This is a genomic window from Fulvimonas yonginensis, from assembly GCF_037137055.1.
GTDB lineage: Bacteria > Pseudomonadota > Gammaproteobacteria > Xanthomonadales > Rhodanobacteraceae > Frateuria_A > Frateuria_A yonginensis.
In genome coordinates, this window is the sequence record NZ_JBBBNY010000012.1 from 43,887 (window position 1) to 67,369 (window position 23,483).

Below are 23,483 nucleotides of genomic sequence, written 5' to 3' on the forward strand. Positions count from 1 at the left end.
AAGAGGTTCTTTAGGTGCCCGCCGCTAGGGTGGTCAGCGTTCGCCAGCTGGGCGGACTTTTTTCCACTCAACAGGAGAACCTCATGAGCAACGACAAGCGCGGTTTCGCCTCGATGGACGAAGACAAGCAGCGTGCGATCGCCAGCAAGGGCGGCAAGGCCGGTGGCGGTGACCACGCCACCCACGAGCAGCACGTGCAGGCCGGCAAGAAGAGCAGCGGCGGCACGCACGAACAGCACGTGAAGGCCGGCCAGCAGAGCCACAAGAACGACTGATCCGCACACCCGAGCCTGTACGAAGGGCGGCCCCTTGGCCGCCCTTCGCTTGCCTGTGCCCGCCGGCCCTATCATGGCGGCGCCGCGAGGGGCGGCGGGAAGGGGAGGAACACGATGAAGCGCATCCACACGCTGGCGCTGGCTGGCCTGCTGCTGGCGGGCTGTTCGTCGCAGGATCAGACTGGCGCCGGCCCGACCGCGCCGCAGGCGGCCACCCCGTCCGCGTCCGCGGACACGCCGCTGGACCTGTGCCAGCTCATGCCCGTGGCCGACGTCGCCGCCCTCCTGCAGGCCAACGGTGCCGATACCGTCACCGAGCAGAAGGCCGGTGCGGGCGGGATGTGCGCCTACCTGCACGTGCCGCAGCCGGGCGACTATCGCACCCGGTTGCTGATCGACTTCACCCGCATGCCGTCCGCCGACCAGGCGAAGGCGGCGCTGGCGGCGCGCCGGCAGGATTTCGCCGATCGCGGTGTGGCCGTCACTCCGGTGCCGGACCTGGGTGACGAGGCTTTCGTCGCCGAGGCCGAGGGCGCCGAGGGCCTGAAGCTGCGCATCGGGGACTACCAGGGCCAGATCAACCTGCAGGTGGAAGGCCGCCAGCCCGCCACGCTGCGCCCGGCCGTGCTCGCGCTGGGCAAGCAGGTGACGGCGCGTCTGCACTGAAGGCTGCATCCGTCACGGGGCGCGGCCATAATCGGCCGACCCCCAGCCGGCCGGAGGCCGTCATGAAGTTCCTGATGATGATCTACGTCGACGACACCCTGCTGCAGGCGCTCCCGGCGGGGGAGTTCGACCGGATGATGCGTGGCTGCCTCGTGCATGCCGACGAGTTGCGCGCCAGCGGGTGCGTGCTCGACTCGCAGCAGCTGGAACCGCCGTCGACCGCGCGCTCCTTTCGCGTGCGCGGGCAGCACACCACGGTGCTCGACGGGCCGTTCGCCGAGACCAAGGAATACCTGGCCGGTTTCAACCTCATCGAAGCGGCCGATCTGGAAGAAGCCATGCGCATCGCGCAGGAGTTCCCCTGGGCGCGCATCGGCGCCATCGAGTTACGGCCGGTGCGCGACATGGACGTGGTGCGCCGGCGCGTGGGCGCCTGAAAAAGAGGCCGCGCCCCGAGGGGCGCGGCGAAGGATACCGGGCCACTGCCAAGCGGATCGGTGCCGGCGGCGGAGGGACCGCGACGGCCCGGGCAGGTTAGGCGTCCGCCGTCCCAGATCCTGAGACCGGGCGGTCCCGTCACCGGCCGTTGGCGTGCGCTTCATGGACCGCGAACGTTTGTCGGCGCCCCCGCCAGGCAAGGCCGTGCCTGCACGCTTCCCGCTCAATCGGCTCACACCCCCTAGACGGGCGCCGCGCGCACGATGGCTGGTACTTCCACTGGCCGCAAGGAGTAACTCATGCTGATTACCATCCTGGTCATCCTGGTGATCCTGGCGCTGCTCGGCCTGCCGACCTGGGGCTACTCGAGTTCGTGGGGCTGGGGCCCGAGCGGTGGCCTTGGCCTGATCATCGTGATCGTCATCGTGCTCTGGCTGTTGGGCGTCTTCCACTGACGCCCGATGCGGCGTGCGTGGGAGAATGGGCAACTTCCACGCACGACCGCATCCCATGCTGCAACTGATCGGCTTCGACGGCGACGACACCCTCTGGCACAGCGAAGGCTATTACCAGACGGCGAACGCCGAGTTCACCGCCATCCTCGGCCGCTACGTCGACCTGGGCGACCGCGACGTGCAGGACGCCATGCTGGCGACCGAGCGGCGCAATCTGAAACTGTTCGGCTACGGCGCCAAGGGCATGACGCTGTCGATGGTGGAGACCGCGATCGCGATGACGGGGCACGCATCGAGGCGCGCGACATCCACCGCATCGTCGAGCTGGGCAAGACGGTGCTGCAGCACCCGGTGGACCTGCTGCCGGGCATCCGCGCCGCGGTGGAGGCGGTCGCCGCGCAGCACCGCATCGTGCTGATCACCAAGGGCGACCTGTTCCACCAGGAGCAGAAGGTAACGCGCTCGGGGCTCGCCGACCTGTTCCACCGCATCGAGATCGTGTCGGAGAAGAACGAGGCCACCTACCGGCGCGTGCTGGGCGAGTTCGCGCTGGCGCCCGCGCAGTTCGCGATGGTCGGCAACTCGCTGCGCTCGGACATCGAGCCGGTGCTGGCGATTGGCGGCTGGGGCGTGCACATGCCCTATCACGTGACCTGGGCGCACGAGCTGGAGACCGGCCTCAGCGGCGAGGAGGACCGTCTGGTCAGCGTGGACGGCCCGGCCGGGATTCCTGCCGCGCTGGCGCGCCTGCGCGAGCGGGCGGCCCGCCTGGCGGCGTAGCCGGGGCACGATGGCGGCCGCGACGCCCCGCGTGGTGCTCGACACCAATGTCTGCCTGGACCTGTTCGTGTTCGCCGATCCGCGCGGCGCGGCGCTGGCCGCCGCGCTGCGCCGGGGCGGGGTCGAGGCGGTGACCTGTCCGGCCTGCCGGGAGGAATGGCAGGCAGTGCTGCACTATCCGCAACTGGGCCTGGAGGCTACGGTGCGCGACCGCGCGATGGCGGCCTTCGACCGGCACCTGCACCTGTACGAGCCGCCGGCGAGCCTGCCGCCGCTGCCGCGCTGCACCGATCCGGACGACCAGAAGTTCCTGGCGCTCGCCTCGGCCGTGGGCGCGCGCTGGCTGCTCAGCCGCGACGGCGCCCTGTTGCGGCTGGGACGCCGCACGCTACGTACCGCGGGTTTCGCGGTCCTCACGCCGGAGCAATGGACGCTGGCGTGGAATTCCGCACCGTAATGGCAGGAGCGAGCAAGCTCGCTCCACCGAAGGCCGAAACGCGAGGCGATCATGCTCACCTCGGCCCACGTGGCCTGCCCCTACTGCGGCGAACCGATCGAGCTGCTGCTCGACGCCTCCGCCGGCGGACAGGACTACATCGAGGATTGTCCCGTGTGCTGCCGCCCGATCAGCGTGCGCGTGGACCTGGGCGACGACGGCGAAGCGCGGGCCCGGGTGGCGGGCGAGGACGAGGCTTGAGCGGCCCCGCACGCCTCACGCGATCGCGATCCCCTGCGCCGCCAGGGCCGCACGCGTGGCCGCGTCGCTCGCCGGCGTCACCGGCCGGGTGAGGTCCCACAGCAGGTGGGCGCGAAAGCCCAGCGCGCGGGCGTCCTGCGCCGTCCACAGCACGCACACGTCGCGCGCAAGGCCGCAGACGTGCACCTCGTCCACGCCTCGCTCGCGCAACCAGCCGGCCAGCCCCGTGGATGGGCGCGCGCCGCCGGGACCGTGGTTCTCGCGGAAGGCGCTGTAGGAATCGACCGCCGGATCGGTGCCCTTGCGCACGATCAGGTCCAGCGGCGTCCAGTCGATCGCCGGGTGCAGCGCGGCGCCTTCGCTGCCGGCCACGCAATGCACCGGCCACAGCGTCTGCGGATGCCCGTGCAGCTCGATCGGCGTGAAGGGCGCCCGGCCGGCGTGGTTGGCGGCGAAGGAGACGTGCCCGCGCGGGTGCCAGTCCTGCGTGGCGACCACGTGCCGATAGCGCCGTGCACGCAGCAGCGCGTCGATGCCCGGCACGATGGCGTCGCCCAGGTGGCAGGCCAGCGGGCCGCCGGGCATGAAATCGGGTTGCACGTCGACCACGATCAGCGCGACGTCGGCGGGAAAGCTCGCATCCATCGCCCCAGTGTAGCGGCGGGCGGGCCACCGCACGGCATAATGCCGGCTGGTGAGCACGGCGGACGCGATGCACTACGACCAATCCTGGATGGGCTACGGCTGGGTCGGCGGGCTGCAGGCCGGCCTGATCGCCACCGTGGCGGGCGCGCTGCTGTTCGCGCTGTTCCGGTGGCGCACCCGCAGCGCCTGGAGCCACGGCGCGCAGATGGCCTGGGCCTACGTGCTGGGCATCGTGCTGGCGGCCAGCGGCGACCTGGCCGACCTGTTCTATTTCAACTACGCGCGGCTGCAGTCGGTGCAGTTGCTGCGCGTGAAGCTGGCGGAAGTACACGACCCCGACGGGCTCGGCACGCGCGTGCTGTGCGAACTGCTGGGCGTGGCGGTGGGCATCGGGCTGGCCTGGCTGGCCAGCGAATGGATGGCGCGCCGCCGCTAGGCGTAGCTGGCCGGCGCGAGCTGGCCGCGCGAGGGCGCCTGCACCGGCTCCAGCATCCGGCTCGCCAGCACGCGCGCGTGCAGGCGGATCTCCGGCATCGCCACGGTTTCCCAGCGCGCGCCGCGCAGCAGGCTGCCGATGCCGAACAGCCGCGGCCAGGGCCTGCCATCGCGGCACAGCCGTCCGTCCGCCGTGGCCTGGCAGCCGAGCCCCAACGGGTCGGGCGTGACGTGGCCGTTGGTGACCAACTGGCGCATCAGCGGATGCGCCGTGCTGCGCAAGTCGGTATCCAGGCCTACCGTCTGGATCACCCGGTCGGCCAGCGGCACCGCCACCGGCGTACCGGCGTGGCGCACCTGCAGTCGCACACGCGCGCCTTCCGCCTGCGCGCCGGCGACGCGGCCGCGGATGCGCTGCAGCCGTCCGGCCCGCTCCAGCGCCAGCACCTGCTGCTCGACCTGCGGCGGCATGCGGTGGCGGGCGCGCTCCCATGCCCAGCGTGCGTGGCGCAGGAAACGGGCGCGTTCCGGCAGCGGCAGGGCGTCCCACAGCACCGGGGTCGCCGGGCGCAGGCTGTCGATCACCACACGCCAGTCGTCGCTGGCGGCGATCGCCTCGCGCAGAAGGCGCAGCCAGCGGCGGATCTCCGGCGCCTCCTGCATGGCTTCCACCAGCGCGCCGCCGTCGTCCTCGGGCACCGTCGACGCCGGCAGGTGCGCGGCCGGCAGCTGGCCGTGCCGCGAGATCGCGACGAAGCGGGTGTCCGGCCAGCGCTCGGCCAGTTCCAGCAGCACGTCGACCGCGGTCAGCCCCAGGCCGACCAGCGCGACCTCGCGCGGCGCGTGTTCGGAACGGGCGCCGGCCAGCGCCGCCCATGGGTCGAGCGCGTAGCGGCCGTCGGCGAGCAGTCCCGGATCGACGCCCGGCAGCGGGCGCACCGGCAGGGCACCGAGCGCGAGCACGGCGGCATCGAAGCGGGTGACCCGCTCCCCCTGCAGCACAGTGACGCCGTCGGGCTCGGGCACCACGGCGTCGGCGACGAACGGCACCACGTGCACGTCGACGCCGCGCTCGCGCGAGCGCGCCAGCGCCTGCGCGGCTTCGTGCTCGAGGTAGTCGCCGTACAGCGAGCGGGGCAGGAAGTCCGTGCCGGTCACCTGCGGGTTGCGTTGCTGCGCGAAGTCGAGGAAACCCCGCGGCCGGCGCGAGAACATGCCCATGGTGGCGGCGCGCACGTTGAGCAGGTGGCGCGGCGAGGACGTGCCGTAGGCAACGCCGCGTCCGAGGCGCTCGGCGCCCCCGGTGTACCAGTCCAGGTGCAGCGGTGCGCTGGCGCGCTCGACCAGTTCGCTGAGCAGGGCGACGGCGGCGGCGCCACCGCCGATGATGGCGATGCGACGGATCATGGCAGCTCCCCGGTACTCAGCCCTGCAGCGGCCCGGCCACCAGCTGACGCGGCGGCACGCGCCGCGGTGCCGCCGCGGACGGGGCATAGGCCAGGCTCGTCGGCGCGCCACCGAACAGGTGCAGGCTGAGCGCCACCTCGCGACGCGACAGGTTGCGGCAGCGGTGCATCCGTGCCTCGTTCGCGTCGAACCACAGGGCGTCGCCCGGGCCGAGCCAGTGGCGTCCTTGCGCCTGTGGCGCGCCACCGTCGGGGGGCCGGCGCCAGGTGTCGATCTCCAGCGCTCCGTGCAGAGGAATCTCCAGCCCCCAGCAGGCACCGTGATCGTGCAGCGCGGAGGCATGGTTCGCCGGCCAGGCGATCAGCAGCAGTTGCAGGCCGCTCGCGCTGCCGGTGCGCAGCGCACGGATCAGCGGCGTCGCGGAACCGGCACGCACGCGTGCGGCCAGCGCGCCGAGCCCGTCGGCATGGCTGCGCACGGCGCTGCCCAGTTCCCGCGCGAGGGTGGCCAGGTCGGGATGCTCGCCGCGGCAGTGCGCCAGCGCGATACGCCGCAGCACCTTCAGGCTTTGCCGGTGATTGGCCATGCATGAACCCGTACGAAGAACGGCGCCCAGTGGAGCATGGGCGCCGTTAAGCACTCGTAACCCGTCGCCGGGCGATGCTGGCGGGCTCGCTACAGCTTCTGCAGTTCGAAGCTGACCGGGATGCGCGCCCAGGCGCGTACCGCGTGGCCGCCCACGCTGGCGGGCTGGAAGCGCCAGCCGGCGAGGACCTGTTCGCGGGCGCTGCGATCGAGCAGGCCGTAGCCGCTGCTTCGCTCGACGACCGCCTCGACCGGCCGGCCTTGCTCGTCGACCAGCACGCGCAGCAACACGGTGCCGTGCATGTGCCGGCGGACCGCCTCCGGCGGGAAGCGCAGCGGCGCGGTGCGATAGGCGAGGCTGGCCTCGACCGGGACCGGCGAAACGACTGACGTGACCGGCGTCGCGTCCGGGACGAGCGTCGGTGTGGGGACCTGCACCGGTGGCGCCGCCTCGCGGCCCTCGTCGCTCGGGCGCTCGACCCGGGCCGGCGTCGGCGTCGGTACCGCCTGGCTGTGCCGGGGCAGCGGCGTGACCGCCGGTGGCGGAGGCGGCGGCAGGGGCTGTGCCTCGGGCGGCACGAAGCGCGCCGTGATGGGCGCGGTGGCGACCAGACGCGGCATGGGCATCGGTGGCAGCGGCCGCGTGGCGGCCAGGAACACGGTGAGGTTGACGGCGATGGCCGCGCTCAGGGCGGCGATGCGGACGCGGTCGGGGTGAACCGCGTGGGCGTGGGCACGGGATGAAGCCAGGGCTGCGGACGACATGAGCGATCCTCCTGACGGTGCTTGCGATGTGGCGCGGGCCCGCTGCAGGCGCAGAGGGAATCGGGCCGGCGCGGCTCCAGCCTAGGCCTGACCGCCCCAGCCACGCAAGCGCGCGCCGGCTCCCACCCGCGGCGCTTCTTGCCGCACAATCGGCGCGCGCGGCCACGGGGGCCGTGGAGGGAAGTCATGAAGACCTGGAACTACATGGGTGCCGTGGCGCTGCTGCTCGGCGGGCTGGCGATGGCGCCGGGCGCGGCGCGGGCCGGCGAGATCTCCTGCAAGATGACCTTCTCGCTGTCCGGCTGGTCGGTGTTCTACAAGACCGCCAGCGGCAGCGGTACGGTCCATTGCAGCAACGGCCAGAGCATGCACGTGAAGCTGCGCGCCAAGGGCGGCGGCCTGACCTTCGGCAAGACCCGGATCGACAACGGCATCGGCAAGTTCACCGGCGTGTACGACATCCACGAGGTGCTCGGCCACTACGCCAATGCCGAAGCGCATGCGGGTGCGGTGAAGTCGGCCGGTGCGCAGGCGCTGACCAAGGGCAACGTGGGCCTGGCCCTCAGCGGCAAGGGCGAGGGCTGGAACCTGGGCGTGTCCTTCGGTGCCTTCATCATCGAGCAGTGAACGGGCGTCTGGACGTCCATCGCGAAACCAGTACGCGCGGGTATGGTAGGGTGCTTCTCCGGCCGACCGTCCAGGAGCTCCCGCCATGCCCGCGCCTTCCGGCCTCATTCCGCCGCGTTACCGCTCCGGCGACGACCTCGCCAGCACGCTGATCCACGCGGTCGGCATCGTGCTCAGCATCGCCGGGCTGGCGACGCTGGTCGCGGTCGCGGCCTCGCGGGGCGATGCGCGCGCCGTGGTGGCCAGCGCCGTGTTCGGCACCACGCTGATCCTGCTGTACACCGCCTCCACGCTTTACCACGCCATCCCCGGGGCGCTGCCGCGGCGGGTGCTGCGCACGCTCGACCACATCGCGATCTTCCTGCTGATCGCCGGCACCTATACCCCGTTCACGCTGATCGTGCTGCCGGGCGCGTGGGGCTGGGGACTGTTCGGCACCATCTGGGCACTGGCCCTCGCCGGCAGCGCACTGGAGCTGGGCCTGCTGCGCCGGGTGCGCTCGCGCGCGCCGGCGGTGACCATCTACGTGGCGATGGGCTGGGTGGCGCTGGCGGCCTTCGAGCCGCTGCGGGCGCACCTGGCGTCCGGCGGCCTGGCGCTGCTGATCGCCGGCGGCGCCACCTACACGCTGGGCGTGCCGTTCTACCTGTGCCGGCGGTTGCCGTTCCATCACGCGGTATGGCACGGCTTCGTGCTGGCCGGCAGCGTGCTGCACTACCTGGCCGTGCTGCTGTACGTGATTCCGGACGGGCAGGCGTGACCCGCGCCGAGACGTTCGCACTGTGACGCGAGCTCGAGGGCGCGGCCGGCCTGCCGGGCGAGCCGCTGGAGCTCCGTTTCCGGCCGATGTTCGGCGGGTTGATGGCCTATTTCGGGGAGAAGCCTTGCGCCTGGCTATCGGTCGATGGGCTGGTGCTGGAACTGGCCCCGGCCGATCAGCCCGAACTGCTGGCGCAGGCAGGCCCCCACCGCATGGTGGCCAAACCCGGCGCGGCGCCGAGCCGGAGCTACGTGCGGGTGCCTCGGTCGATCCACACCGAAGTGGCGCAGCTTGTGTCGTGGCTGGCGCGCGCCGCCGCGGCGACGAAAACCGCTCGGCGCCGCGCCGCTCGGGTGCGGCGCCGGAGGGTCAACGCCTGCGCTGTTGCGGGATGAACTGCGTGCGCACCGCCTCGGCCAGCTGCGCCGGCGGCAGCAAGCCCTGGCCGATCACGAAGTCGTTGAAGGCCTTGCGGTCGAACCGGTCGCCCAGGGCCAGCTCGGTCTCCAGCCGCAGCTGCTGCAGGCGCAGGTAGCCGTAGAAGTAGGCGGTGGCCTGGCCGGGGCTGTCGAAGGTGTAGCGGTCCAGCTCCTGCCGCGCCATGGCCTCGGACAGGCCCACCTCGTGCGTCAGCACGTCGTGCGCGCGCTCGCGGCTGATCAGGCCCAGGTTGAGCATCGGGTCGAGGTAGGCGCGTGCGGCGCGCATCAGGCGTGCCTGCAGCGCGGCGAACTGCCCGGCCGGCGGTTCGTACGGCAGCATTTCCGACTCGGCGTACAGCGCCCAGCCCTCCACGTTGACACTGTTGAACGCGAACAGGCTGCGTGCCAGCGACACGCCGCGTTCGACCATCGCCGCGAACTGCAGTTCGTGCCCGGGCCGGCCCTCGTGCGCGGTCAGCGTCCAGGCGGCCGCCTTGAAGGTGAAGTCGTCGTAGGACTGGCTCTTGTCCTGGCCGTTGCCCGGGTTGCCCATGGTCAGCACGAAGGTGCCGCGCTCGCCGTGGTTGTTGAGGAACGGTGGCGGGTCCATGTGCGGTGCGGGCACCTGCGCCGCCTCGGCCTCGGAGGCCAGGCGCATCTGCATCTGGCGCTTGGGCAGGGTGACGATGCCCTCGCGGCGGATGGTGTCCTCGATGTGGCCCAGCACCTGGTGGTACCAGGGCTCGACCTCGCCCCGGGACAGCTGCTGCTGCTTCAGCGCCTGCCACACCTGGCGGTAATCGGTGGCCTTGATGCCTTCGGCCCTGGCCACCGCAGGCGCCATCGCCTGCATCATGCCGCGCAGCTCCATGAACTCGAGCTCGGCCTGCTTCATCAGCTGCTCGGGCGGGATGTCGATGCCCACCTGCTTGAGGTTGTAGGCGTACAGCGGCTCGGGCAGGCGGAAATCCGCGCGTGCCCGCGGCAGCACGGTGCGGCGCACCCAGGCGTCGTAGTCCTTCAGCTGCGCGTCGAGCGCGTCCAACGCGGCCTTCGCCTCGGGCGTATCGAGCTTGTACTTGGCGAACAGCTGGCGGATCCCCGCGGCGTAGCGCTGCGTGTTGGCGAGCTTCTGCTCCACCTCGCCCCGGTACGGGCCGAGCAGGGCCTTGTCGCCCAACTTGGCCGTCGTCTGCGCCTTGGCGTCCGCGACGATCGGGGTGCAGCCGGGGGCCATGCCGACGTAGCACTGCAGGCGCGCGAGCGCATTGGGGCGGCGCTTCGCGTCGACGTCGTCCTTGAGCAGGGCGAATTCGCCGCTGAAGATCAGCGAGCCCACGTCGGTGTAGGGCAGCAGGTACTTGTCGTTGAGGTCGATGCCCTCGATCTGCTCGTCCGCCGTGTGGACCATGATCTGCAGGTCCTCGCGCACGTTCGGGTCACGCTCGGTCGAGAGCATGCGTACGAGCTTGCCGCGCGCCTCCACCAGCGCGGCGCGGGAGCGCTTGTCCACGTCCGGCTTGAGATCGGCCACCTTGGTGTCGTACTCGGGCAGGCCGACCTGGGTGGCGAACTCCGGGCTGAAGCGGGCGATCGCGTCCAGCAGCACCTTGGCGTCGGCATTGCTGCGTTCGACCCAGCCTGCCTGCGTGGTCTGGGCATGGGCCGGGGCGGCGGCGACCAGCGCGGCGGCCAGGGCGAGGGCGAGGGGCTTGGGCATGGCGGGCATCCTCCTTGGTGGTCCGGGCAGCGTAGGCTGGCACGGCCGCGGCCGCCTGTGCCGGAGGTCCTCTGCTAGAGCAGCATGGCCAGTCCGAACAGGCCGACCATCAGGAACGAGATCACCAGCTTCACCAGCGTGCCGGCGAGCAGACCGATCCAGGTGCCGGCGCCGACGTGGGCCGAGCGCAGCACGCTGGTGCCGGCCGAAAGCTCGCCCAGCAACGCCCCGACGAAGGGGCCCAGGATCAGGCCGGGCACGCCCAGGAACATGCCGATCACGGTGCCGATGGTCGCGCCCCACAGCGCGCGTGGACTGGCGCCGACGCGCTTGGCGCCCAGCGTCCCGGCGACGAAGTCCACCGCCACTCCGAGCAGGCCCAGCGCGCCGATCGCGAGCAGCCAGCCGGTCCCCAGGTGCCGGTAGCCGTCCACGGCGGCGACCAGCCAGATGCCGCCGAAGATCATCGGGATGCCGGGCAGGATCGGCAGCACCGTGCCAGCGAGGCCGCCGAGGATAAGCAAGGCGGCAAGTAGGTAGAGCGCGATATCCATGGTGCAGTCTCCGCCGGGCCCCCCAATCTGGGGCACCGCTCTTGCATGGGCAAGGTGTGGCGTCGGATTGCCGGCGGTCGCGCTGTCAACGTGCTGTACATCGCAATCGTGCGATCTGCACCGTTCCGCGTGACCGAGGTGCGCTAGGATGCGCCCAGCAGGCGGGGGGCCTGCAGGCCAAGTCGTTTCACTTCCATTTCACTCGTGTCGTTGTGTCGTTACAGGAATTAGGTGCGCGCGAGCATCGCCGAGTCGGGGCGACTCGGTTTGGGCCAAGGGGGGTAGTGATGCTGAAAAGGATTGAGGCAAACATGTGGGTGCGGCAACTGGCTGTCGCTCTCGCCTACGCGCTCTTGTACGCCCTGATGCGTCACATGACGTTCTCCCACTGGTTCCCGCTGGCGGGGCTCCGGTTCTGTGCGCTGCTGCTGGTGCCCTATCGGTACTGGGGTGCGCTCCTGGTGGGCGAAGCCGTGCCGCTGGTGTTCTCCGCGATCGACTGTTGGAACCAGTTCGGCTGGATGTGGAGCGCCTTCCTCATGGTGCCGCCGATGCTTTTCTCGATGCCGCTCTTCCGATGGTGTCGAGAAAGGCATCAGCTCTTTTCGGGCAAGGCCACGCCCAATATCAACGTGCTCCTGCTGTGCATCTTTGCGGCTTCGGTGATTTGGGCGGCGGTTAACGTCGTGAATCTCTCTTTGGCGCGCGGCCCCAACATCAGTCCCCTGCCACCTTACCGGGTGATCGCGGGCGCCTACTTCATAGGCAACTACATCGGAACCTTGGCGGTGGTCCCGTTGGTGCTGCTGGTGCGCGAGGAGCTTCTTACCTACGGGGTGCGTCACCTTTGGAGACGGTTCTCCGAGAGCAGTCTCGCTCTGGAGACCGTATGTCTCCTGGTGCCGTCGCTATCACTGCTGGTGTGGCTGGCTTCCGGTCTGCCTGGACCTGGGGGCCAAGAAGCACACATCGCCATGTTTTTACCGGTCGCTTGGCTTGCACTCCGGCATGGATGGCGCGGGGCTGCAGTTGGCGGCACAGCCGCCAGTATCGCCGTTGTGTTGGCAATGCCTGCCCTTCTTGATAGCACGACCCTGCAGGCCCAGGTCTTCGTTGCCTTTGCCATCACTACGACGCTCATGCTCGGGGGCAGGATCGCGTCGCTTCGCGAACGGGAGGAGCGGGAAAGGGCGGATGCCCGCCTGGCTCTGGCCGTCGCTCAGCGAAACGTCTATCTGGGCGAAATGCAGCTGCGGCAGACGTCGTATCTGGTAGAGCAGATTAGCGATGCCTTCCAGACCTCCTACACGCAACTGCTTGGGCGACTGCGGGGATTCCTGCCAGGAGCCGATGAACGTATCTACTACCGCCAGGCTGCCCTGACCCAGCATCAGATGTACCGGTTGGCAGATTCGCTATATCCCCTGGCATGGCGTGAGCGCGGTTTGCCGGCGGCGTTGCGCGAAGGCTCGATGCCGCGTGCGCTCGACGAAGCGGGGATCACCTACTGGTGCCACATCGGCCCTAAAGTGGACGAACTTGCCACCAGCATCCAGCTGACGCTCTACAGGCTGGCCTGTGAGGCCATTGCGATGGCGTGCTCGGAGCGGAACATCAGTCACATCTCTGTGCGTCTGCGCGGCATGTCGTTTGCCGGACGTCGCTGGGCCCTGCTGTGCGTGGACAGCCGGGTCGACTATGAGCGTCTGAGTCGCATCCGTTGGGACGGCCTGCAATCGGCGCTTGGTGCAAGCGGTCTGGGTCTGGGCGCCATCAAAGACCGTGCAATGGTCTTTGGCGGCAGGGTTCGAATCCGATCGTTGGGTGATGGACGGCGCATCAGCATCGTCTTGACCGATCCTGAGATCAGCTAACCCTTGGGCAAAAAAAACCGCCGGTGAGGCGGTTTTTTTTACTAGTTCGAATGGGCGCCACATTCCATCGGATTGGTTCCACAGTCACCCGTCGCCGATTGGGTCGTGGTCGCCGTCTGGGTAGCCGTGAACATCATCGTACCGTCGCTGAGCGGCACCGCACTGAGCTGGATCGAGCTGTCCCTGTAGATGGTCTCGCCGTAGGAAGCGAGCGGCACCACGGTACGGGACAGCCTGGGCGACTGTTGTGGCGTGGCCATGCGCTGGGCGTCGCGACCCATCGGGAGGACCAGGAACTGGCCGTTGGCGGTGGCGAAGGCGCCACGCACGTGGCCGTTGAGGTCGTTGACCTGGACGTACCGGATGCCGCCCTGGGTGAATACGTACACGTGCCAGTGCGGGCTCGAGCTCACATCCTGTGCGTTCGGCCATGCCTGACCCAGGCCGGTGCCCGGCGGCTGGGCGGCCACGGCAGCGGTCGATATGCCCATGACGACCAGACCGGCCCAGATGGCGCGGCGAGGCATGAATTTGATCATAGCCGTATCCCCTTGTCGGATTGCTCGCTGAGTGAGCTCGGTCACTCTATCAGCAGCAAAAGTGATTTTTTTGAGAAGCCGCGTCATCAAATCGTATACGGTTGCCTGTTTCGACGGTGCGCCCGGCTCGTCGGTGACGGCGGCGGGGTTCCGACGCCGCAAGGGCACCGCGCGGGGGATGTCGCCGGCCCTAGGTGACGGCGTCGCTGCGTGGAACGGGGCGGTAGGCGCCCGCCAGGCGCGATACGCCACCGGCACGGGCGCCGAACACCATTTCGGTGGTCCATGCCAGCAGCACGGAGGTGTAGGCGCGTTGGCAGTCCGGGCTGGAAAGCGCGTGGTCGGCCTCGTCGATGACCCGGTAGGTCAGCGAGTGGGTGCGCTGGAAGGCATTGCGGTAGCTCACGATCGCCGGGGGCGGGACCAGGTGATCGTGGCCCGACTCCACGATCAGCACGTCGCCGGTGAAATCGCGGCAGGCGCGCAGGGCACGGTTGTCGTCCGGCGCCAGCACGCGGCTGCGGTACGCGTCCAGCTCCTTGCGGGACAGGGAGCGCTTGGGATGGTTCCACGCCTCGTCCTTGTACAGCGCCGGCACGCGCAGCGCGAGCCACTTCACCGGGCGCAGCGAGGTGAGGATGGCCGCGAGGTAGCCGCCGTAGCTGGCACCGACCACCAGGATCGCGTTCGGGTCGACGTGCGGCTGGGTGAGCAGGTGGTCGTAGGCGGCCACCACGTCGGCGAGGTTTTGTTCGCGGGTCACCGTCTGGCGCAATGCCTCGGTACGCACGTGGCCGCGCATGTCGAAGGTCAGGCAGATGCAGCCGAGGGCGGCCAACTGCTGGGCGCGATTCAGGTCGCGTTCCTGCGAGCCGCCCCAGCCGTGCACGAACAGCACGCCGGGGATGGTCGAGCCGGGAGCGAGCACGGTGCCGGCCAGGCGTGTGCCGTCCACGGCGATGTCGGTTGGTTCGCTACGTGTCGTCATCGTCCTCCACCACGGTGTACTTGAGGAGCGGCCCCGCGACCGGGTCCATGCCGTGGAACAGCACGTGAGCGCCGGCCGGTGCTTGGACCCCGGCACCGTAAAGCTCCTCCGTGCGCACGCCCAGCCAACGACGCCCGGGTTCGTCGCGGAAGCGCAGCAGCGCAACCGCCTCCGCCCCGCTGGCGCCGCCGACGCGCCAGGATGACTCGAGCACGCCGGCGTGCGGCTGGCCGCGATGGTCCAGGCCCTGCACCACGTCGTAGTTGCGGCGCGAGGCGAACATCCGCGGAAAGCACTGCCGCGCCGCCGTGTCGTATAGCTGCGCCTGCGCCACCGCCTCGCGCACACGCTCGGGCAGCGGCTCGCGCAGCAGCGCATCGAAGCCGCCGCGGTGCACGCGCAGGCCGGAACCTCCGTAGGCCACCTCGCCGGTGTTGTCGCGGGTCAGCCACTGGGTGCCGTAGTAGGCGATGGTGTGGTTGTCCACGCGCACCTGCCCTACGCTCCAGGTGGTCAGGTCGACCAGGTCCGTTTCCAGCACCAGGCCGTCGCGGGCCAGCGTTGGCGGGTCGCACTCGGCGATCACGTCGTCGAGGTCCGCGGCGCTGGCGACCACGCGCTGGCCGCGCCCGGCGTTGCCGTGCGCAGGCTTGATGCGCACGTGGCCGAGCGCGAGCAGGGCGCGGCCGGCGCGGCGCGCGTCGTCGGCGGCGAAGGCGCTGAAGCCGGGCAGTACCACCGGGCGCACCCGTTCGGCGAACGTGTCCGACCAGCCGTCCGGTACGCGCGAGGCGCCATCGACCAGCGGGTGAGTGATCGCTTTGGACGCGACGACGCGCTCGGGCACGACACCGCCGAACAGGTCGTCCGCGCTGCGGATGCCGCAGGCGGCCGCCGCATCCAGGCCGATCAGCACGTCGCCGGGCACGAAGTACAGGTGGCCAGGGTACGCCTGGCCGGGCACGAAGGCACCCGCGAAGTCGTAGCCGAGCAGCTCCGCCAGCTGGCGCGCGATGGCCGCGTGCGCGGCCGCTTCGTGGGTCGAGTGCGCGGCGTCGCGGCCGACGCCAAGGACCACGCTGCCACGATGCATGGCTGTCTGGGGTGGGACACGGGGCTCCACACGGGTCTCCGGGGCGCGAGGGCGGCGCCGCGGTGCCGCCGCCGCCGGACCGTACGAAGGCTAGCGGCGGTGGTGTGGACGGGCTGTCGAAGGGCGGCCGCGCCGGTGGTGCGGCTACTTCTCGACGAACGCCCGCTCGATCACGTAGTCGCCCGGCTCGCGCGTGCGCGGCGAAGCCTGGAAGCCGCGGCCGTCCAGCAGTGCGCACAGGTCGTCCAGCATCGCCGGGCTGCCGCACAGCATGACGCGGTCGGTGGCGGGGCTGAGCGGCGGCAGGCCGGTCACCTCGCTCATCACGCCGTCGACGATGGCGTCGGTGATGCGCCCGCGGTTGCGGAACGGCTCGCGGGTGACGGTGGGGTAGTAGATCAGCTTCTCGCGTACCAGCTCGCCGAGATACTCGTGCTGCGGCAGCTCGTTCTCCAGGTAGTCGGCGTAGGCCAGGTCGCTGACGTGGCGCACGCCGTGGGCCAGCACGATCTTCTCGTAGCGTTCGTAGGTGGCCGGGTCGCGGATGATGCTCATGAACGGCGCCAGGCCGGTGCCGGTGCCGAGCAGGTACAGGTGCCTGCCGGGCTTGAGGTCGTCCAGCACCAGCGTGCCGGTAGGCTTGCGGCTGACCACCAGCGGGTCGCCGGGCTTGAGGTGCTGCAGGCGCGAGGTGAGCGGGCCGTTGGGCACCTTGATCGAGAAGAACTCCAGGTGCTCCTCCCAGTTGGCGCTGGCGATGGAGTAGGCGCGCATCAGCGGGCGGCCGTCCACCTCCAGGCCGATCATCACGAACTGTCCGCTCTCGAAGCGGAAGCCGGGATCGCGCGTGGCGCGGAAGCTGAAGAGCGTGTCGTTCCAGTGCCGCACGTCGATCACGTGCTCGGTCGCAAGGGCCACCATGGTGTTTCTGTCTCGGATGTTCGGGGAGTGCGCCGTGACGGGGCCGGCAGCGGGTCCGCGCAAGGGTGGACGCCGGGCGGGCGCGGGTCGCATAGGGTAAGCCATCCGGGCCGGCGATGCCCGCCGGCGCGGTCACGCCACGTACAATGCGCCCATGAGCGCGACCCTCGCCCCCGCCGATTTCCGCCTGTGCGTCGCCCCGATGATGGACTGGACGGACCGGCACTGCCGCTACTTCCACCGCCTGCTGTCGCCGCACGCGCGCCTGTATACCGAGATGGTGACCAGCGCGGCGCTGGTGCGCGGCGGGCAGCTGCGCCTGCTCGAGCACAGCCAGCAGGAGCATCCGGTGGCGCTGCAGCTGGGCGGCAGCGATCCGGCCGAGCTGGCGCACGCGGCGCGGCTGGGCGCGCAGGCCGGCTACGACGAGGTCAACCTCAACGTGGGGTGTCCGTCCGACCGCGTGCAGTCCGGCCGGTTCGGCGCCTGCCTGATGCGCGAGCCGGCGCTCGTCGGCGACTGCGTGCGGGCGATGCGCGCGGTGGTGGACGTGCCGGTGACGGTCAAGTGCCGCATCGGCGTGGACGACCAGGACGCGTACGCCGACCTGCAGCGCTTCACCGAGACCGTGCTGGAGGCGGGCGTCGAGGTGCTGGTGGTGCACGCGCGCAAGGCCTGGCTGCAGGGCCTGAGCCCGAAGGAGAACCGCGAGATCCCGCCGCTGGACTACGAGCGGGTCTACCGCCTCAAGCGCGAATTCCCGGGGCTGATTGTGGTCATCAACGGCGGCATCACCTCGGTGGCGGCGGTACAGGCGCACCTGACGCAGGTCGACGGGGTGATGCTGGGCCGCGCGGCCTACCACGATCCCTACCTGCTGGCGCAGCTGGAGGCGGCGCTGTACGGCACGCCGATGCCCTCGCGCGAGACGGTGCTCGGGCACCTGCGTCCCTACGTGGAGGCGGAACTCAAGCGCGGCACGGCGCTCAAGCACATCAGCCGGCACCTGCTGGGGCTGTACCAGGGCGAACCCGGCGCGCGCAGCTTCCGGCGCATGCTGAGCGAGGGTGCGCACCTGCCGGGTGCGGGGTGGAGCCTGCTCGAGCGGGCCGCCAGCGGTCGCCGGGACGCGGCATGAGCGCCGCCCGCTCGGCCAGGCCCCACGGCTCGAAGCGGGGACAGGCAGGGCAGCGGTGTCCATCCGGCCATCGTTCAGGCCCGTTTGCCTAGGCTGGTAACCATTTGGATGCGAGTCGCCGCCTTGCCCACGACGTTTTCCCGACGCCTGCTCGCCTGCCTGCCGGCCCTGCTGTTGCCGCTCCTTGCGCATGCCTCCCCGCAGGCCAGGGCGCCGATGACGCTGGAGGAGGCGGTAGCCAAGGTGCAGCAGGACACCGGCGGTAAGATATTGTCGGCCGATCCGCGCCGGTTCGGCCGCCGCATGGAGTACCGGATCAAGGTGCTCACGCCGGACGGGCACGTGCGGACCGTCTCGATTTCGTCCGAGGCCCCCGCGACGGGCCCGGGCAAGAACCCGGCCGGCAACGGCGCAGGCAACAAGGAGAAACACTGATGCGCATCCTACTGGTGGAGGACGAAGCGCCCTTGCGCGAGACCCTCGCCGCACGCCTGAAGCGCGACGGCTTCGCCGTCGATGCCGCGCAGGACGGCGAGGAGGGCATCTACCTCGGCCGCGAGGTGCCTTTCGACCTGGCGATCATCGACCTGGGCCTGCCCAAGATGTCGGGCATGGACCTGGTCAAGGCGCTGCGCGAGGCCGGCCAGCGCTATCCGATCCTGATCCTCACCGCGCGCGGTTCGTGGCAGGACAAGGTCGAGGGCCTCAAGCACGGCGCCGACGACTACCTGGTCAAGCCCTTCCACGTGGAGGAACTGCTGGCGCGCATCAACGCGCTGGTCCGTCGTGCCAGCGGCTGGTCCAAGCCGGTGCTGGCCTGCGGACCGATCAAGCTGGATACCACCGCGCAGACGGTGTCGGTGGAAGGCAAGCCGGTCGATCTCACCAGCTACGAGTACAAGGTGCTGGAGTACCTGATGCTGCACGCCGGCGAGCTGGTCTCCAAGGCCGACCTCACCGAGCACATCTACCAGCAGGACTTCGATCGCGACTCGAACGTGCTGGAGGTTTTCATCGGGCGCCTGCGCCGCAAGCTCGACCCCGAGAGCACGCTCAAGCCGATCGAGACGGTGCGCGGCCGCGGCTACCGGTTCGCCATTCCCCGCAGCGACGGCGACGACGACTGAGACCGCGCGTCATGGTGTCGAGTCGGCGGGCTCCGGGTACGCGTGCGCCGCACCGGTCGCGGGCCGTGGGCGGGCGCTGATCCGTGTTCGCCCCCCGCCCCTACTCGCTGGCGGCGCGCGCGGCGATCGCCACCGGCCTGGTGCTGGCCGGCTTCCTCGGGCTGGTCGGCCTGACGCTTTCGCGCGCCAACCACGAGAGCGCGCTCAACAACCTGCATGATCGGCTGCAGAACTACGTCATCGCCTACCTCGCCGGCACCGAGGTCTCGCGCTACGGCAAGCTGCTGCCGCCCGACGCGCCGCCGGATCCCAGCTTCTCCCAGCCCGGCTCCGGGCTGTATGCCGTGGTGCTGGGCGACAAGGGCTTCCGCTGGGAGTCCTCCTCGGCGATCGGGCGCGACTTCAGCTTCCTGAAGCCGCTCGCGCCGGGCGAGAACCGCTTCGTCGGACCGGTCGAGACGCGCATGGGCCGGCTCTACTACTACGCCTTCGGCGTCGCCTGGGACGTGCCGGACAAGAAGCCGCTGCGGCTCACCTTCATGGTCGCCCAGTCGGAGAACCAGTTCGAAGGCGAGAACGCGGTGTACCGGCGCACTCTGGTCGGCATGCTGTCGATCCTGGGCGTGATGCTGATCGCGCTGCAGTTGCTGCTCTTGCGCTGGAGCCTGACGCCGCTGCGCAAGGTGGCCACCGACATGGCGCGGGTGGAGCGCGGCAAGAGCGATCACCTGGACAGCCAGTACCCGCTGGAGCTGATCCCGCTGACCGACCGTATCAACGCCTTCATCGATTCGGAGCGCGAACAGCGCACGCGCACGCGCAACACCCTGGCCGACCTCGCGCACAGCCTGAAGACGCCGCTCGCGGTGATCCGCTCGCGGCTGGAGTCGGCCAGCGAAGCCCCCGCCCTGCGCGCGGACGTGCTGGACCAGGTACGTCGCATGGACGAGCTGGTTGCCTACCAGCTCGCCCGCGCCGCCACCTCCGGGCGGCAGACCTTTGCCAGCGCGGTGCCGGTGGCCGGCCACGCGGAAGATCTGGTGCGCAGCCTGGAGAAGGTCTACGCCGCCAAGAACGTGTTGTGCGAGTTCGAGATGGAGGAGGGTGCGGCGTTCTATGGCGAACAGGGCGACCTGCTGGAGCTGATGGGCAACCTGCTGGAGAACGCCTTCAAGTGGGCGTCCCACCGCGTGCTGCTGGTGGTGAAGGTGGAACCCCAGCCGGGCCGCCAGCGCCCCGGCCTGTGGCTGAGCGTGGAGGACGACGGCCCCGGCATCGCCGACGACCAGATCGAGAAGGTGCTGCAGCGCGGCGTGCGCGGCGACGAGCGCGTGCAAGGCCACGGCATCGGCCTGTCGATCGTGCAGGACATCGTCAAGGCCTACCGTGGCGAGCTGACGGTCGATCGTTCGCCCGAACTCGGCGGCGCGCGTTTCAGCGTGAACCTGCCGGCGAGCTGAGTCCGTCCGGCTTCGCGCCGCGCGAGGCGGGTGCCGTTACTGGATCGAGCCGGGCAGCAGCGACTGCCAGCCCAGGCTGCTGCGGTGGCTGGCGTGCGGGTGCGGGGCGGAACCACCGTCGCCGCCGGCGTCGGTATCGGATGCATCGCCGCCCGTGGCGGGAAGGACGCAGTCGCGGCCGGTGCTGCCGGTGTCGCTGCCGCCGCCGTCGTGGCTGCCGCTGTCGATGGTGGCGTGCCGGCTGGTCGGGTCCTGCGTGGTCGCGTCCATGGCCGCAGCCGTACCCGCGCAGGCCAGCGCGAGCAGGCATCCGAACAGGCAACGCTTCAGTCCCATGGCGACCAAACCCCTTGATCCACCGCCCAAGTGCCGGATCGTGGCAGAAACCCGGGGCGCTTGCCAGTGTCCGCGCGGGGGCCGGATGGCGGGCGCGAGCCGCTAGAATCGCCCGGATGCGCACTACCTCTTTCCTTCCTTGCGCGGGGCCCGGCCCCGGGGCCGGGCCCTGATGCAGGCACGGCAGCTGCTGGCGGCGCTGGCTTCGGGCGAGGCGGTCTCCGGCGCCCAGCTCGCCGAGCGCGCGGGGGTCACCCGGGCGGCGATCTGGAAGCAGGTCGAGCTGCTGCGCGCGCGCGGCGTGCCGGTCGAGGCCCGTGGCGCGGCCGGTTACCGCCTGCCCTGGCCGGTGCAACTGCTGGACGCGGCGCGCATCCGCGCCGGTCTGCCGCGCGGATGCGCCTCCCGGCTGGGCGCGCTGGAGGTGCACTGGGAGCTGGACTCCACCTCCAGCGAGCTGCAACGCCGCCTGGACGAGGCCGCCGACTTCAGCGTGGTGCTGGCCGAGACGCAGACCGCCGGCCGCGGCCGGCGCGGGCGCAGCTGGCTGTCACCGCCCGGGCTCAACCTCTACCTGTCCTGCCTGAAGCGCTTCGACCGCGGTTTCGCCGCGCTGTCCGGCCTGTCCCTGGCGGTAGGCACGATGGTGCTGCGCGCGGTGGAATCGCTGGGCATCGAGGGCGCCGGCCTGAAGTGGCCGAACGACGTGCTCGCCGCCCAGGGCAAGCTCGCCGGCGTGCTGGTCGAGCTGAGCGGGGAGTACCAGGGCCCCTGCGCGGCGGTGATCGGCATCGGCCTCAACCTGCGCCTCACCGACACGCTGCGCGCCCAGGCGGGCCAGCCGGCCTGCGACCTGGCGACCCTGGCCGGCGAGCGGTTGCCCGACCGCAACCTGGTGGCGGGCCGGCTGATCGGCGCGCTGGTGGAAGGCCTGCGCGCGTTCGAGCGGCACGGGTTCGCCTGTTTCGCCGAGGATTACGCCCGCTACGACCTGCTCGCCGGACGCGCGCTCAAGCTCAGCGGCGCGCAAGGTCACTTCGAGGGCATCGGCGCCGGCGTGGACGCCCGCGGCGCCCTCAGGGTGCGCCTCGCCGACGGCGAGCTGCGCACGGTGGACAGCGCCGAGGTCACGGTGCGTCGCGCATGAGGCTGCTGCTGGACCTGGGCAACACGCGCCTGAAGTGGGCACTGGAGGAGGGCGGGCGCTGGCTCGCCCAGGGCGCCGTGGCGTGGAGCGAGGACCTGGCTCTGCTCGGCCCGGCCTGGCAGGCACTGGCCCAGCCGGCCGTCGTGCTGGGGGCGTCGGTGGTGGACGCGGCCCGCGAACAGGCGGTCGCTGCGCAGGTGCGTGCGCGGTTCGGCCGCGAGGTCGGCTGGCTGCGCACGCCCGCCGCGGCCTGCGGCATACGCAGCGCCTATCCGGAGCCGGGGCGGCTGGGCGTGGACCGCTTCCTGGCGATGGTCGCCGCACACGCGGCCGGCGCGGGCGACTGTGTGCTGGTCGGCGTCGGCACCGCGCTCACGCTGGATGCGCTGACCGCCAGCGGACAGCATCTGGGCGGCCTGATCGCGCCCGGCCCGCGGCTGATGCAGCAGGCACTGCTCGGCGCCACCGCGCAGGTGCGTCCGCGCAACGACGGCGTGCTGGTGGATGCCGCCGACAACACCTCCGACGCCGTGGTCTCGGGTTGCTGGCAGGCCGCCGCGGCGCTGGTCGAGCGCTTCGTCGCGCGGATGGCGCCGCGCCTGGGCGATCGGCCGCAGGTGCGGCTGGACGGCGGCGACGCCGCCGCCCTGGCGCCTTTGCTGGGCGTACCCGTGCAGGTGGTCGAGCACGGCGTGCTGCACGGCCTGGCGGTGTGGGCGCAGACACAATCGGACGCCACGGCTGCTCACTAGAATGGGCCCGATCAAGGGGGATTCCGATGTTCCTGCGCCTGCTGTTCGTCCTGCTGATCGCGCTCAACATCGCGGTGGGCGCGTGGCTGGCACTGGGCCAGAACGACACCCCGCGCCGCGCCGCCACCGATCCCGGGGTAGCGAAGCTGCACCTGCTTTCCGAGCAGCCGGTCGCACCCGCCGCGCCGGCCAGCCGCGCCCCGGTAGCCGTGGCCAGTGCGCCGGCCCCTGCCGCGTCCACGCCCCCGGCGGCGCCGGAAATGCGTTGCCTGGCGATCGGCCCGTTCGACACCCCGCAGGACCTGCGCAACGCGCGCACCGCCCTGACCGGGCCGGGCGTGCGCATGCGTTCGCGGCAGGAGCAGACCAACGAGACGCGGGGCTGGTGGGTCTATCTGCCCGCGCCGGGCGGTCGCGTCCAGGCGCTGGCACTGGCGCGCCGGCTCGAGGCCGCGCACGTGGGCGACTACTTCGTGATGAGCTCGGGCGACCAGCCCAACGCCATCTCGCTCGGCCTGTTCAAGGACCCGGCCAACGCGCGCAAGCGCCGCGACGAGGTCGCCGCCGCCGGCTTCGCCGCGCAGATCCAGGAGCGCACCGAACAGGTGCCCGAGTACTGGCTGGACCTGGTGGTGGCCGATGGCGCCCGTTTCGACTGGCGCAGCCGCATCGGGACCCGGGTCGGCTCGCACAGCACGTTGTGCTTCTAGGTGCCGTCGCGCGACGCGGCGCATCGGCGTCCCGCCTGCTAGACTCCCTGGCCTCTCCACGCCGGCATAGCTCAGTTGGTAGAGCAACTGATTTGTAATCAGTAGGTCGCGGGTTCGACTCCTGCTGCCGGCACCAGCCAAGCGCTGCGCGCCATCGGCGCGCGCAT

At 70.8% G+C, this 23,483-nt stretch carries 30 protein-coding genes and 1 tRNA gene; 20 read left to right on the forward strand and 11 right to left on the reverse strand.

Features of this window, described 5'->3' with window-relative positions:
* Positions 1-83 precede the first annotated feature (83 nt).
* From WAT24_RS13925 to WAT24_RS13955, 7 genes are all read left to right on the forward strand, one after another.
* Complete coding sequence (locus WAT24_RS13925; RefSeq protein ID WP_336808504.1) at positions 84-275, forward strand: KGG domain-containing protein; 192 nt, start codon at positions 84-86, stop codon at positions 273-275.
* 114 nt (positions 276-389) lie between these two features.
* A complete protein-coding gene (locus tag WAT24_RS13930) occupies positions 390-941 on the forward strand; it encodes a hypothetical protein (protein ID WP_336808505.1) in 552 nt (183 codons plus the stop codon).
* Positions 942-1,003: 62 nt separating this feature from the next.
* Positions 1,004-1,378, forward strand: a complete 375-nt coding sequence (locus WAT24_RS13935) for a YciI family protein (protein ID WP_336808506.1) — start codon at positions 1,004-1,006, stop codon at positions 1,376-1,378.
* 300 nt (positions 1,379-1,678) lie between these two features.
* Complete coding sequence (locus tag WAT24_RS13940; protein WP_425605309.1) at positions 1,679-1,834, forward strand: DUF3309 family protein; 156 nt, start codon at positions 1,679-1,681, stop codon at positions 1,832-1,834.
* A 6-nt stretch (positions 1,835-1,840) separates the two neighbouring features.
* A complete protein-coding gene (locus WAT24_RS13945) occupies positions 1,841-2,614 on the forward strand; it encodes an HAD family hydrolase (protein ID WP_336808507.1) in 774 nt (257 codons plus the stop codon).
* A gap of 10 nt (positions 2,615-2,624) precedes the next feature.
* Positions 2,625-3,071: a putative toxin-antitoxin system toxin component, PIN family gene (locus WAT24_RS13950; protein ID WP_336808508.1), complete on the forward strand. Its 447-nt coding sequence runs from the start codon at positions 2,625-2,627 to the stop codon at positions 3,069-3,071.
* A 51-nt stretch (positions 3,072-3,122) separates the two neighbouring features.
* Positions 3,123-3,311: a CPXCG motif-containing cysteine-rich protein gene (locus tag WAT24_RS13955; RefSeq protein ID WP_336808509.1), complete on the forward strand. Its 189-nt coding sequence runs from the start codon at positions 3,123-3,125 to the stop codon at positions 3,309-3,311.
* A 15-nt stretch (positions 3,312-3,326) separates the two neighbouring features.
* On the opposite strand, the gene WAT24_RS13960 is transcribed toward WAT24_RS13955, so the two are convergent.
* Positions 3,327-3,956, reverse strand: coding sequence for a nicotinamidase (locus WAT24_RS13960; protein WP_336808565.1), 630 nt, complete (start codon positions 3,954-3,956; stop codon positions 3,327-3,329).
* Positions 3,957-4,023: 67 nt separating this feature from the next.
* Here WAT24_RS13960 and WAT24_RS13965 point away from each other — a divergent pair, with 67 nt between their 5' ends.
* Positions 4,024-4,392, forward strand: a complete 369-nt coding sequence (locus tag WAT24_RS13965) for a hypothetical protein (protein ID WP_336808510.1) — start codon at positions 4,024-4,026, stop codon at positions 4,390-4,392.
* Here the strand turns inward: WAT24_RS13965 and WAT24_RS13970 are convergent.
* The 3 genes from WAT24_RS13970 to WAT24_RS13980 all read right to left on the reverse strand — a co-directional run bounded on the left by WAT24_RS13970 (position 4,389) and on the right by WAT24_RS13980 (position 7,148).
* A complete protein-coding gene (locus tag WAT24_RS13970) occupies positions 4,389-5,798 on the reverse strand; it encodes an FAD/NAD(P)-binding protein (protein ID WP_336808511.1) in 1,410 nt (469 codons plus the stop codon). The two genes, WAT24_RS13965 and WAT24_RS13970, sit on opposite strands and share 4 nt — an antisense overlap.
* Before the next feature lie 16 nt (positions 5,799-5,814).
* The gene (locus WAT24_RS13975; RefSeq protein WP_336808512.1) at positions 5,815-6,384 is read right to left on the reverse strand and encodes a cysteine dioxygenase; all 570 of its coding nucleotides are present in this window, start codon (positions 6,382-6,384) and stop codon (positions 5,815-5,817) included.
* A gap of 89 nt (positions 6,385-6,473) precedes the next feature.
* Positions 6,474-7,148: an energy transducer TonB gene (locus WAT24_RS13980; RefSeq protein ID WP_336808513.1), complete on the reverse strand. Its 675-nt coding sequence runs from the start codon at positions 7,146-7,148 to the stop codon at positions 6,474-6,476.
* 186 nt (positions 7,149-7,334) lie between these two features.
* On the opposite strand from WAT24_RS13980, the gene WAT24_RS13985 reads away from it, so the two are divergent.
* From WAT24_RS13985 to WAT24_RS13995, 3 genes are all read left to right on the forward strand, one after another.
* Complete coding sequence (locus WAT24_RS13985) at positions 7,335-7,775, forward strand: hypothetical protein (RefSeq protein WP_336808514.1); 441 nt, start codon at positions 7,335-7,337, stop codon at positions 7,773-7,775.
* Between the two features lie 85 nt (positions 7,776-7,860).
* Positions 7,861-8,535 (forward strand): PAQR family membrane homeostasis protein TrhA, encoded by a 675-nt coding sequence (gene trhA / locus WAT24_RS13990; protein ID WP_336808515.1) that lies wholly within the window; start codon positions 7,861-7,863, stop codon positions 8,533-8,535.
* A 65-nt stretch (positions 8,536-8,600) separates the two neighbouring features.
* Positions 8,601-8,930 (forward strand): TfoX/Sxy family protein, encoded by a 330-nt coding sequence (locus WAT24_RS13995; protein ID WP_336808566.1) that lies wholly within the window; start codon positions 8,601-8,603, stop codon positions 8,928-8,930.
* On the opposite strand, the gene WAT24_RS14000 is transcribed toward WAT24_RS13995, so the two are convergent.
* Positions 8,905-10,677 carry a DUF885 domain-containing protein gene (locus tag WAT24_RS14000; protein ID WP_336808517.1) on the reverse strand — a complete coding sequence of 591 codons (1,773 nt, stop codon included), beginning with the start codon at positions 10,675-10,677 and terminating at the stop codon, positions 8,905-8,907. The two genes, WAT24_RS13995 and WAT24_RS14000, sit on opposite strands and share 26 nt — an antisense overlap.
* A 74-nt stretch (positions 10,678-10,751) precedes the next feature.
* Positions 10,752-11,231, reverse strand: a complete 480-nt coding sequence (locus WAT24_RS14005; RefSeq protein ID WP_336808518.1) for a DUF456 domain-containing protein — start codon at positions 11,229-11,231, stop codon at positions 10,752-10,754.
* 287 nt (positions 11,232-11,518) lie between these two features.
* Here WAT24_RS14005 and WAT24_RS14010 point away from each other — a divergent pair, with 287 nt between their 5' ends.
* Positions 11,519-13,105: an MASE1 domain-containing protein gene (locus WAT24_RS14010; RefSeq protein ID WP_336808519.1), complete on the forward strand. Its 1,587-nt coding sequence runs from the start codon at positions 11,519-11,521 to the stop codon at positions 13,103-13,105.
* Between the two features lie 41 nt (positions 13,106-13,146).
* Here the strand turns inward: WAT24_RS14010 and WAT24_RS14015 are convergent, their stop codons facing one another.
* From WAT24_RS14015 to WAT24_RS14030, 4 genes are all read right to left on the reverse strand, one after another.
* Entirely contained in the window at positions 13,147-13,644 is a 498-nt protein-coding gene (locus WAT24_RS14015; RefSeq protein WP_336808520.1) for a hypothetical protein, read from the reverse strand.
* Positions 13,645-13,834: 190 nt separating this feature from the next.
* Positions 13,835-14,632 (reverse strand): alpha/beta hydrolase family protein, encoded by a 798-nt coding sequence (locus WAT24_RS14020; protein WP_336808521.1) that lies wholly within the window; start codon positions 14,630-14,632, stop codon positions 13,835-13,837.
* On the reverse strand, positions 14,619-15,725 hold the full coding sequence (locus WAT24_RS14025; protein WP_336808522.1) for a DUF3182 family protein: 1,107 nt from the start codon (positions 15,723-15,725) through the stop codon (positions 14,619-14,621). Before WAT24_RS14025 ends, WAT24_RS14020 begins: the two co-directional genes overlap by 14 nt.
* 144 nt (positions 15,726-15,869) lie before the next feature.
* Positions 15,870-16,646 carry a ferredoxin--NADP reductase gene (locus WAT24_RS14030; protein ID WP_336808523.1) on the reverse strand — a complete coding sequence of 259 codons (777 nt, stop codon included), beginning with the start codon at positions 16,644-16,646 and terminating at the stop codon, positions 15,870-15,872.
* A gap of 154 nt (positions 16,647-16,800) precedes the next feature.
* On the opposite strand from WAT24_RS14030, the gene dusA reads away from it, so the two are divergent.
* The 4 genes from dusA (at position 16,801) to WAT24_RS14050 (ending at position 20,371) form a co-directional block, all read left to right on the forward strand.
* Positions 16,801-17,784: a tRNA dihydrouridine(20/20a) synthase DusA gene (gene dusA, locus WAT24_RS14035; protein ID WP_336808524.1), complete on the forward strand. Its 984-nt coding sequence runs from the start codon at positions 16,801-16,803 to the stop codon at positions 17,782-17,784.
* A gap of 108 nt (positions 17,785-17,892) precedes the next feature.
* Positions 17,893-18,219 (forward strand): PepSY domain-containing protein, encoded by a 327-nt coding sequence (locus WAT24_RS14040; RefSeq protein WP_336808525.1) that lies wholly within the window; start codon positions 17,893-17,895, stop codon positions 18,217-18,219.
* Positions 18,219-18,911 (forward strand): response regulator transcription factor, encoded by a 693-nt coding sequence (locus tag WAT24_RS14045; RefSeq protein WP_336808526.1) that lies wholly within the window; start codon positions 18,219-18,221, stop codon positions 18,909-18,911. Before WAT24_RS14040 ends, WAT24_RS14045 begins: the two co-directional genes overlap by 1 nt.
* Positions 18,912-18,994: 83 nt before the next feature.
* Positions 18,995-20,371 carry an ATP-binding protein gene (locus tag WAT24_RS14050; RefSeq protein ID WP_336808527.1) on the forward strand — a complete coding sequence of 459 codons (1,377 nt, stop codon included), beginning with the start codon at positions 18,995-18,997 and terminating at the stop codon, positions 20,369-20,371.
* A 36-nt stretch (positions 20,372-20,407) separates the two neighbouring features.
* Here WAT24_RS14050 and WAT24_RS14055 read toward each other — a convergent pair whose 3' ends face one another.
* A complete protein-coding gene (locus tag WAT24_RS14055; RefSeq protein ID WP_336808528.1) occupies positions 20,408-20,707 on the reverse strand; it encodes a hypothetical protein in 300 nt (99 codons plus the stop codon).
* 172 nt (positions 20,708-20,879) lie between these two features.
* On the opposite strand from WAT24_RS14055, the gene WAT24_RS14060 reads away from it, so the two are divergent.
* The 4 genes from WAT24_RS14060 (at position 20,880) to WAT24_RS14075 (ending at position 23,452) form a co-directional block, all read left to right on the forward strand.
* Positions 20,880-21,854 (forward strand): biotin--[acetyl-CoA-carboxylase] ligase, encoded by a 975-nt coding sequence (locus WAT24_RS14060; protein WP_336808529.1) that lies wholly within the window; start codon positions 20,880-20,882, stop codon positions 21,852-21,854.
* On the forward strand, positions 21,851-22,606 hold the full coding sequence (locus WAT24_RS14065; RefSeq protein ID WP_336808530.1) for a type III pantothenate kinase: 756 nt from the start codon (positions 21,851-21,853) through the stop codon (positions 22,604-22,606). The genes WAT24_RS14060 and WAT24_RS14065 overlap by 4 nt, the downstream gene beginning before the upstream one ends.
* A gap of 26 nt (positions 22,607-22,632) precedes the next feature.
* Positions 22,633-23,316 carry an SPOR domain-containing protein gene (locus tag WAT24_RS14070; RefSeq protein ID WP_336808531.1) on the forward strand — a complete coding sequence of 228 codons (684 nt, stop codon included), beginning with the start codon at positions 22,633-22,635 and terminating at the stop codon, positions 23,314-23,316.
* A gap of 60 nt (positions 23,317-23,376) precedes the next feature.
* Positions 23,377-23,452: transfer RNA gene (locus tag WAT24_RS14075), tRNA-Thr, on the forward strand.
* Positions 23,453-23,483 lie beyond the last annotated feature (31 nt).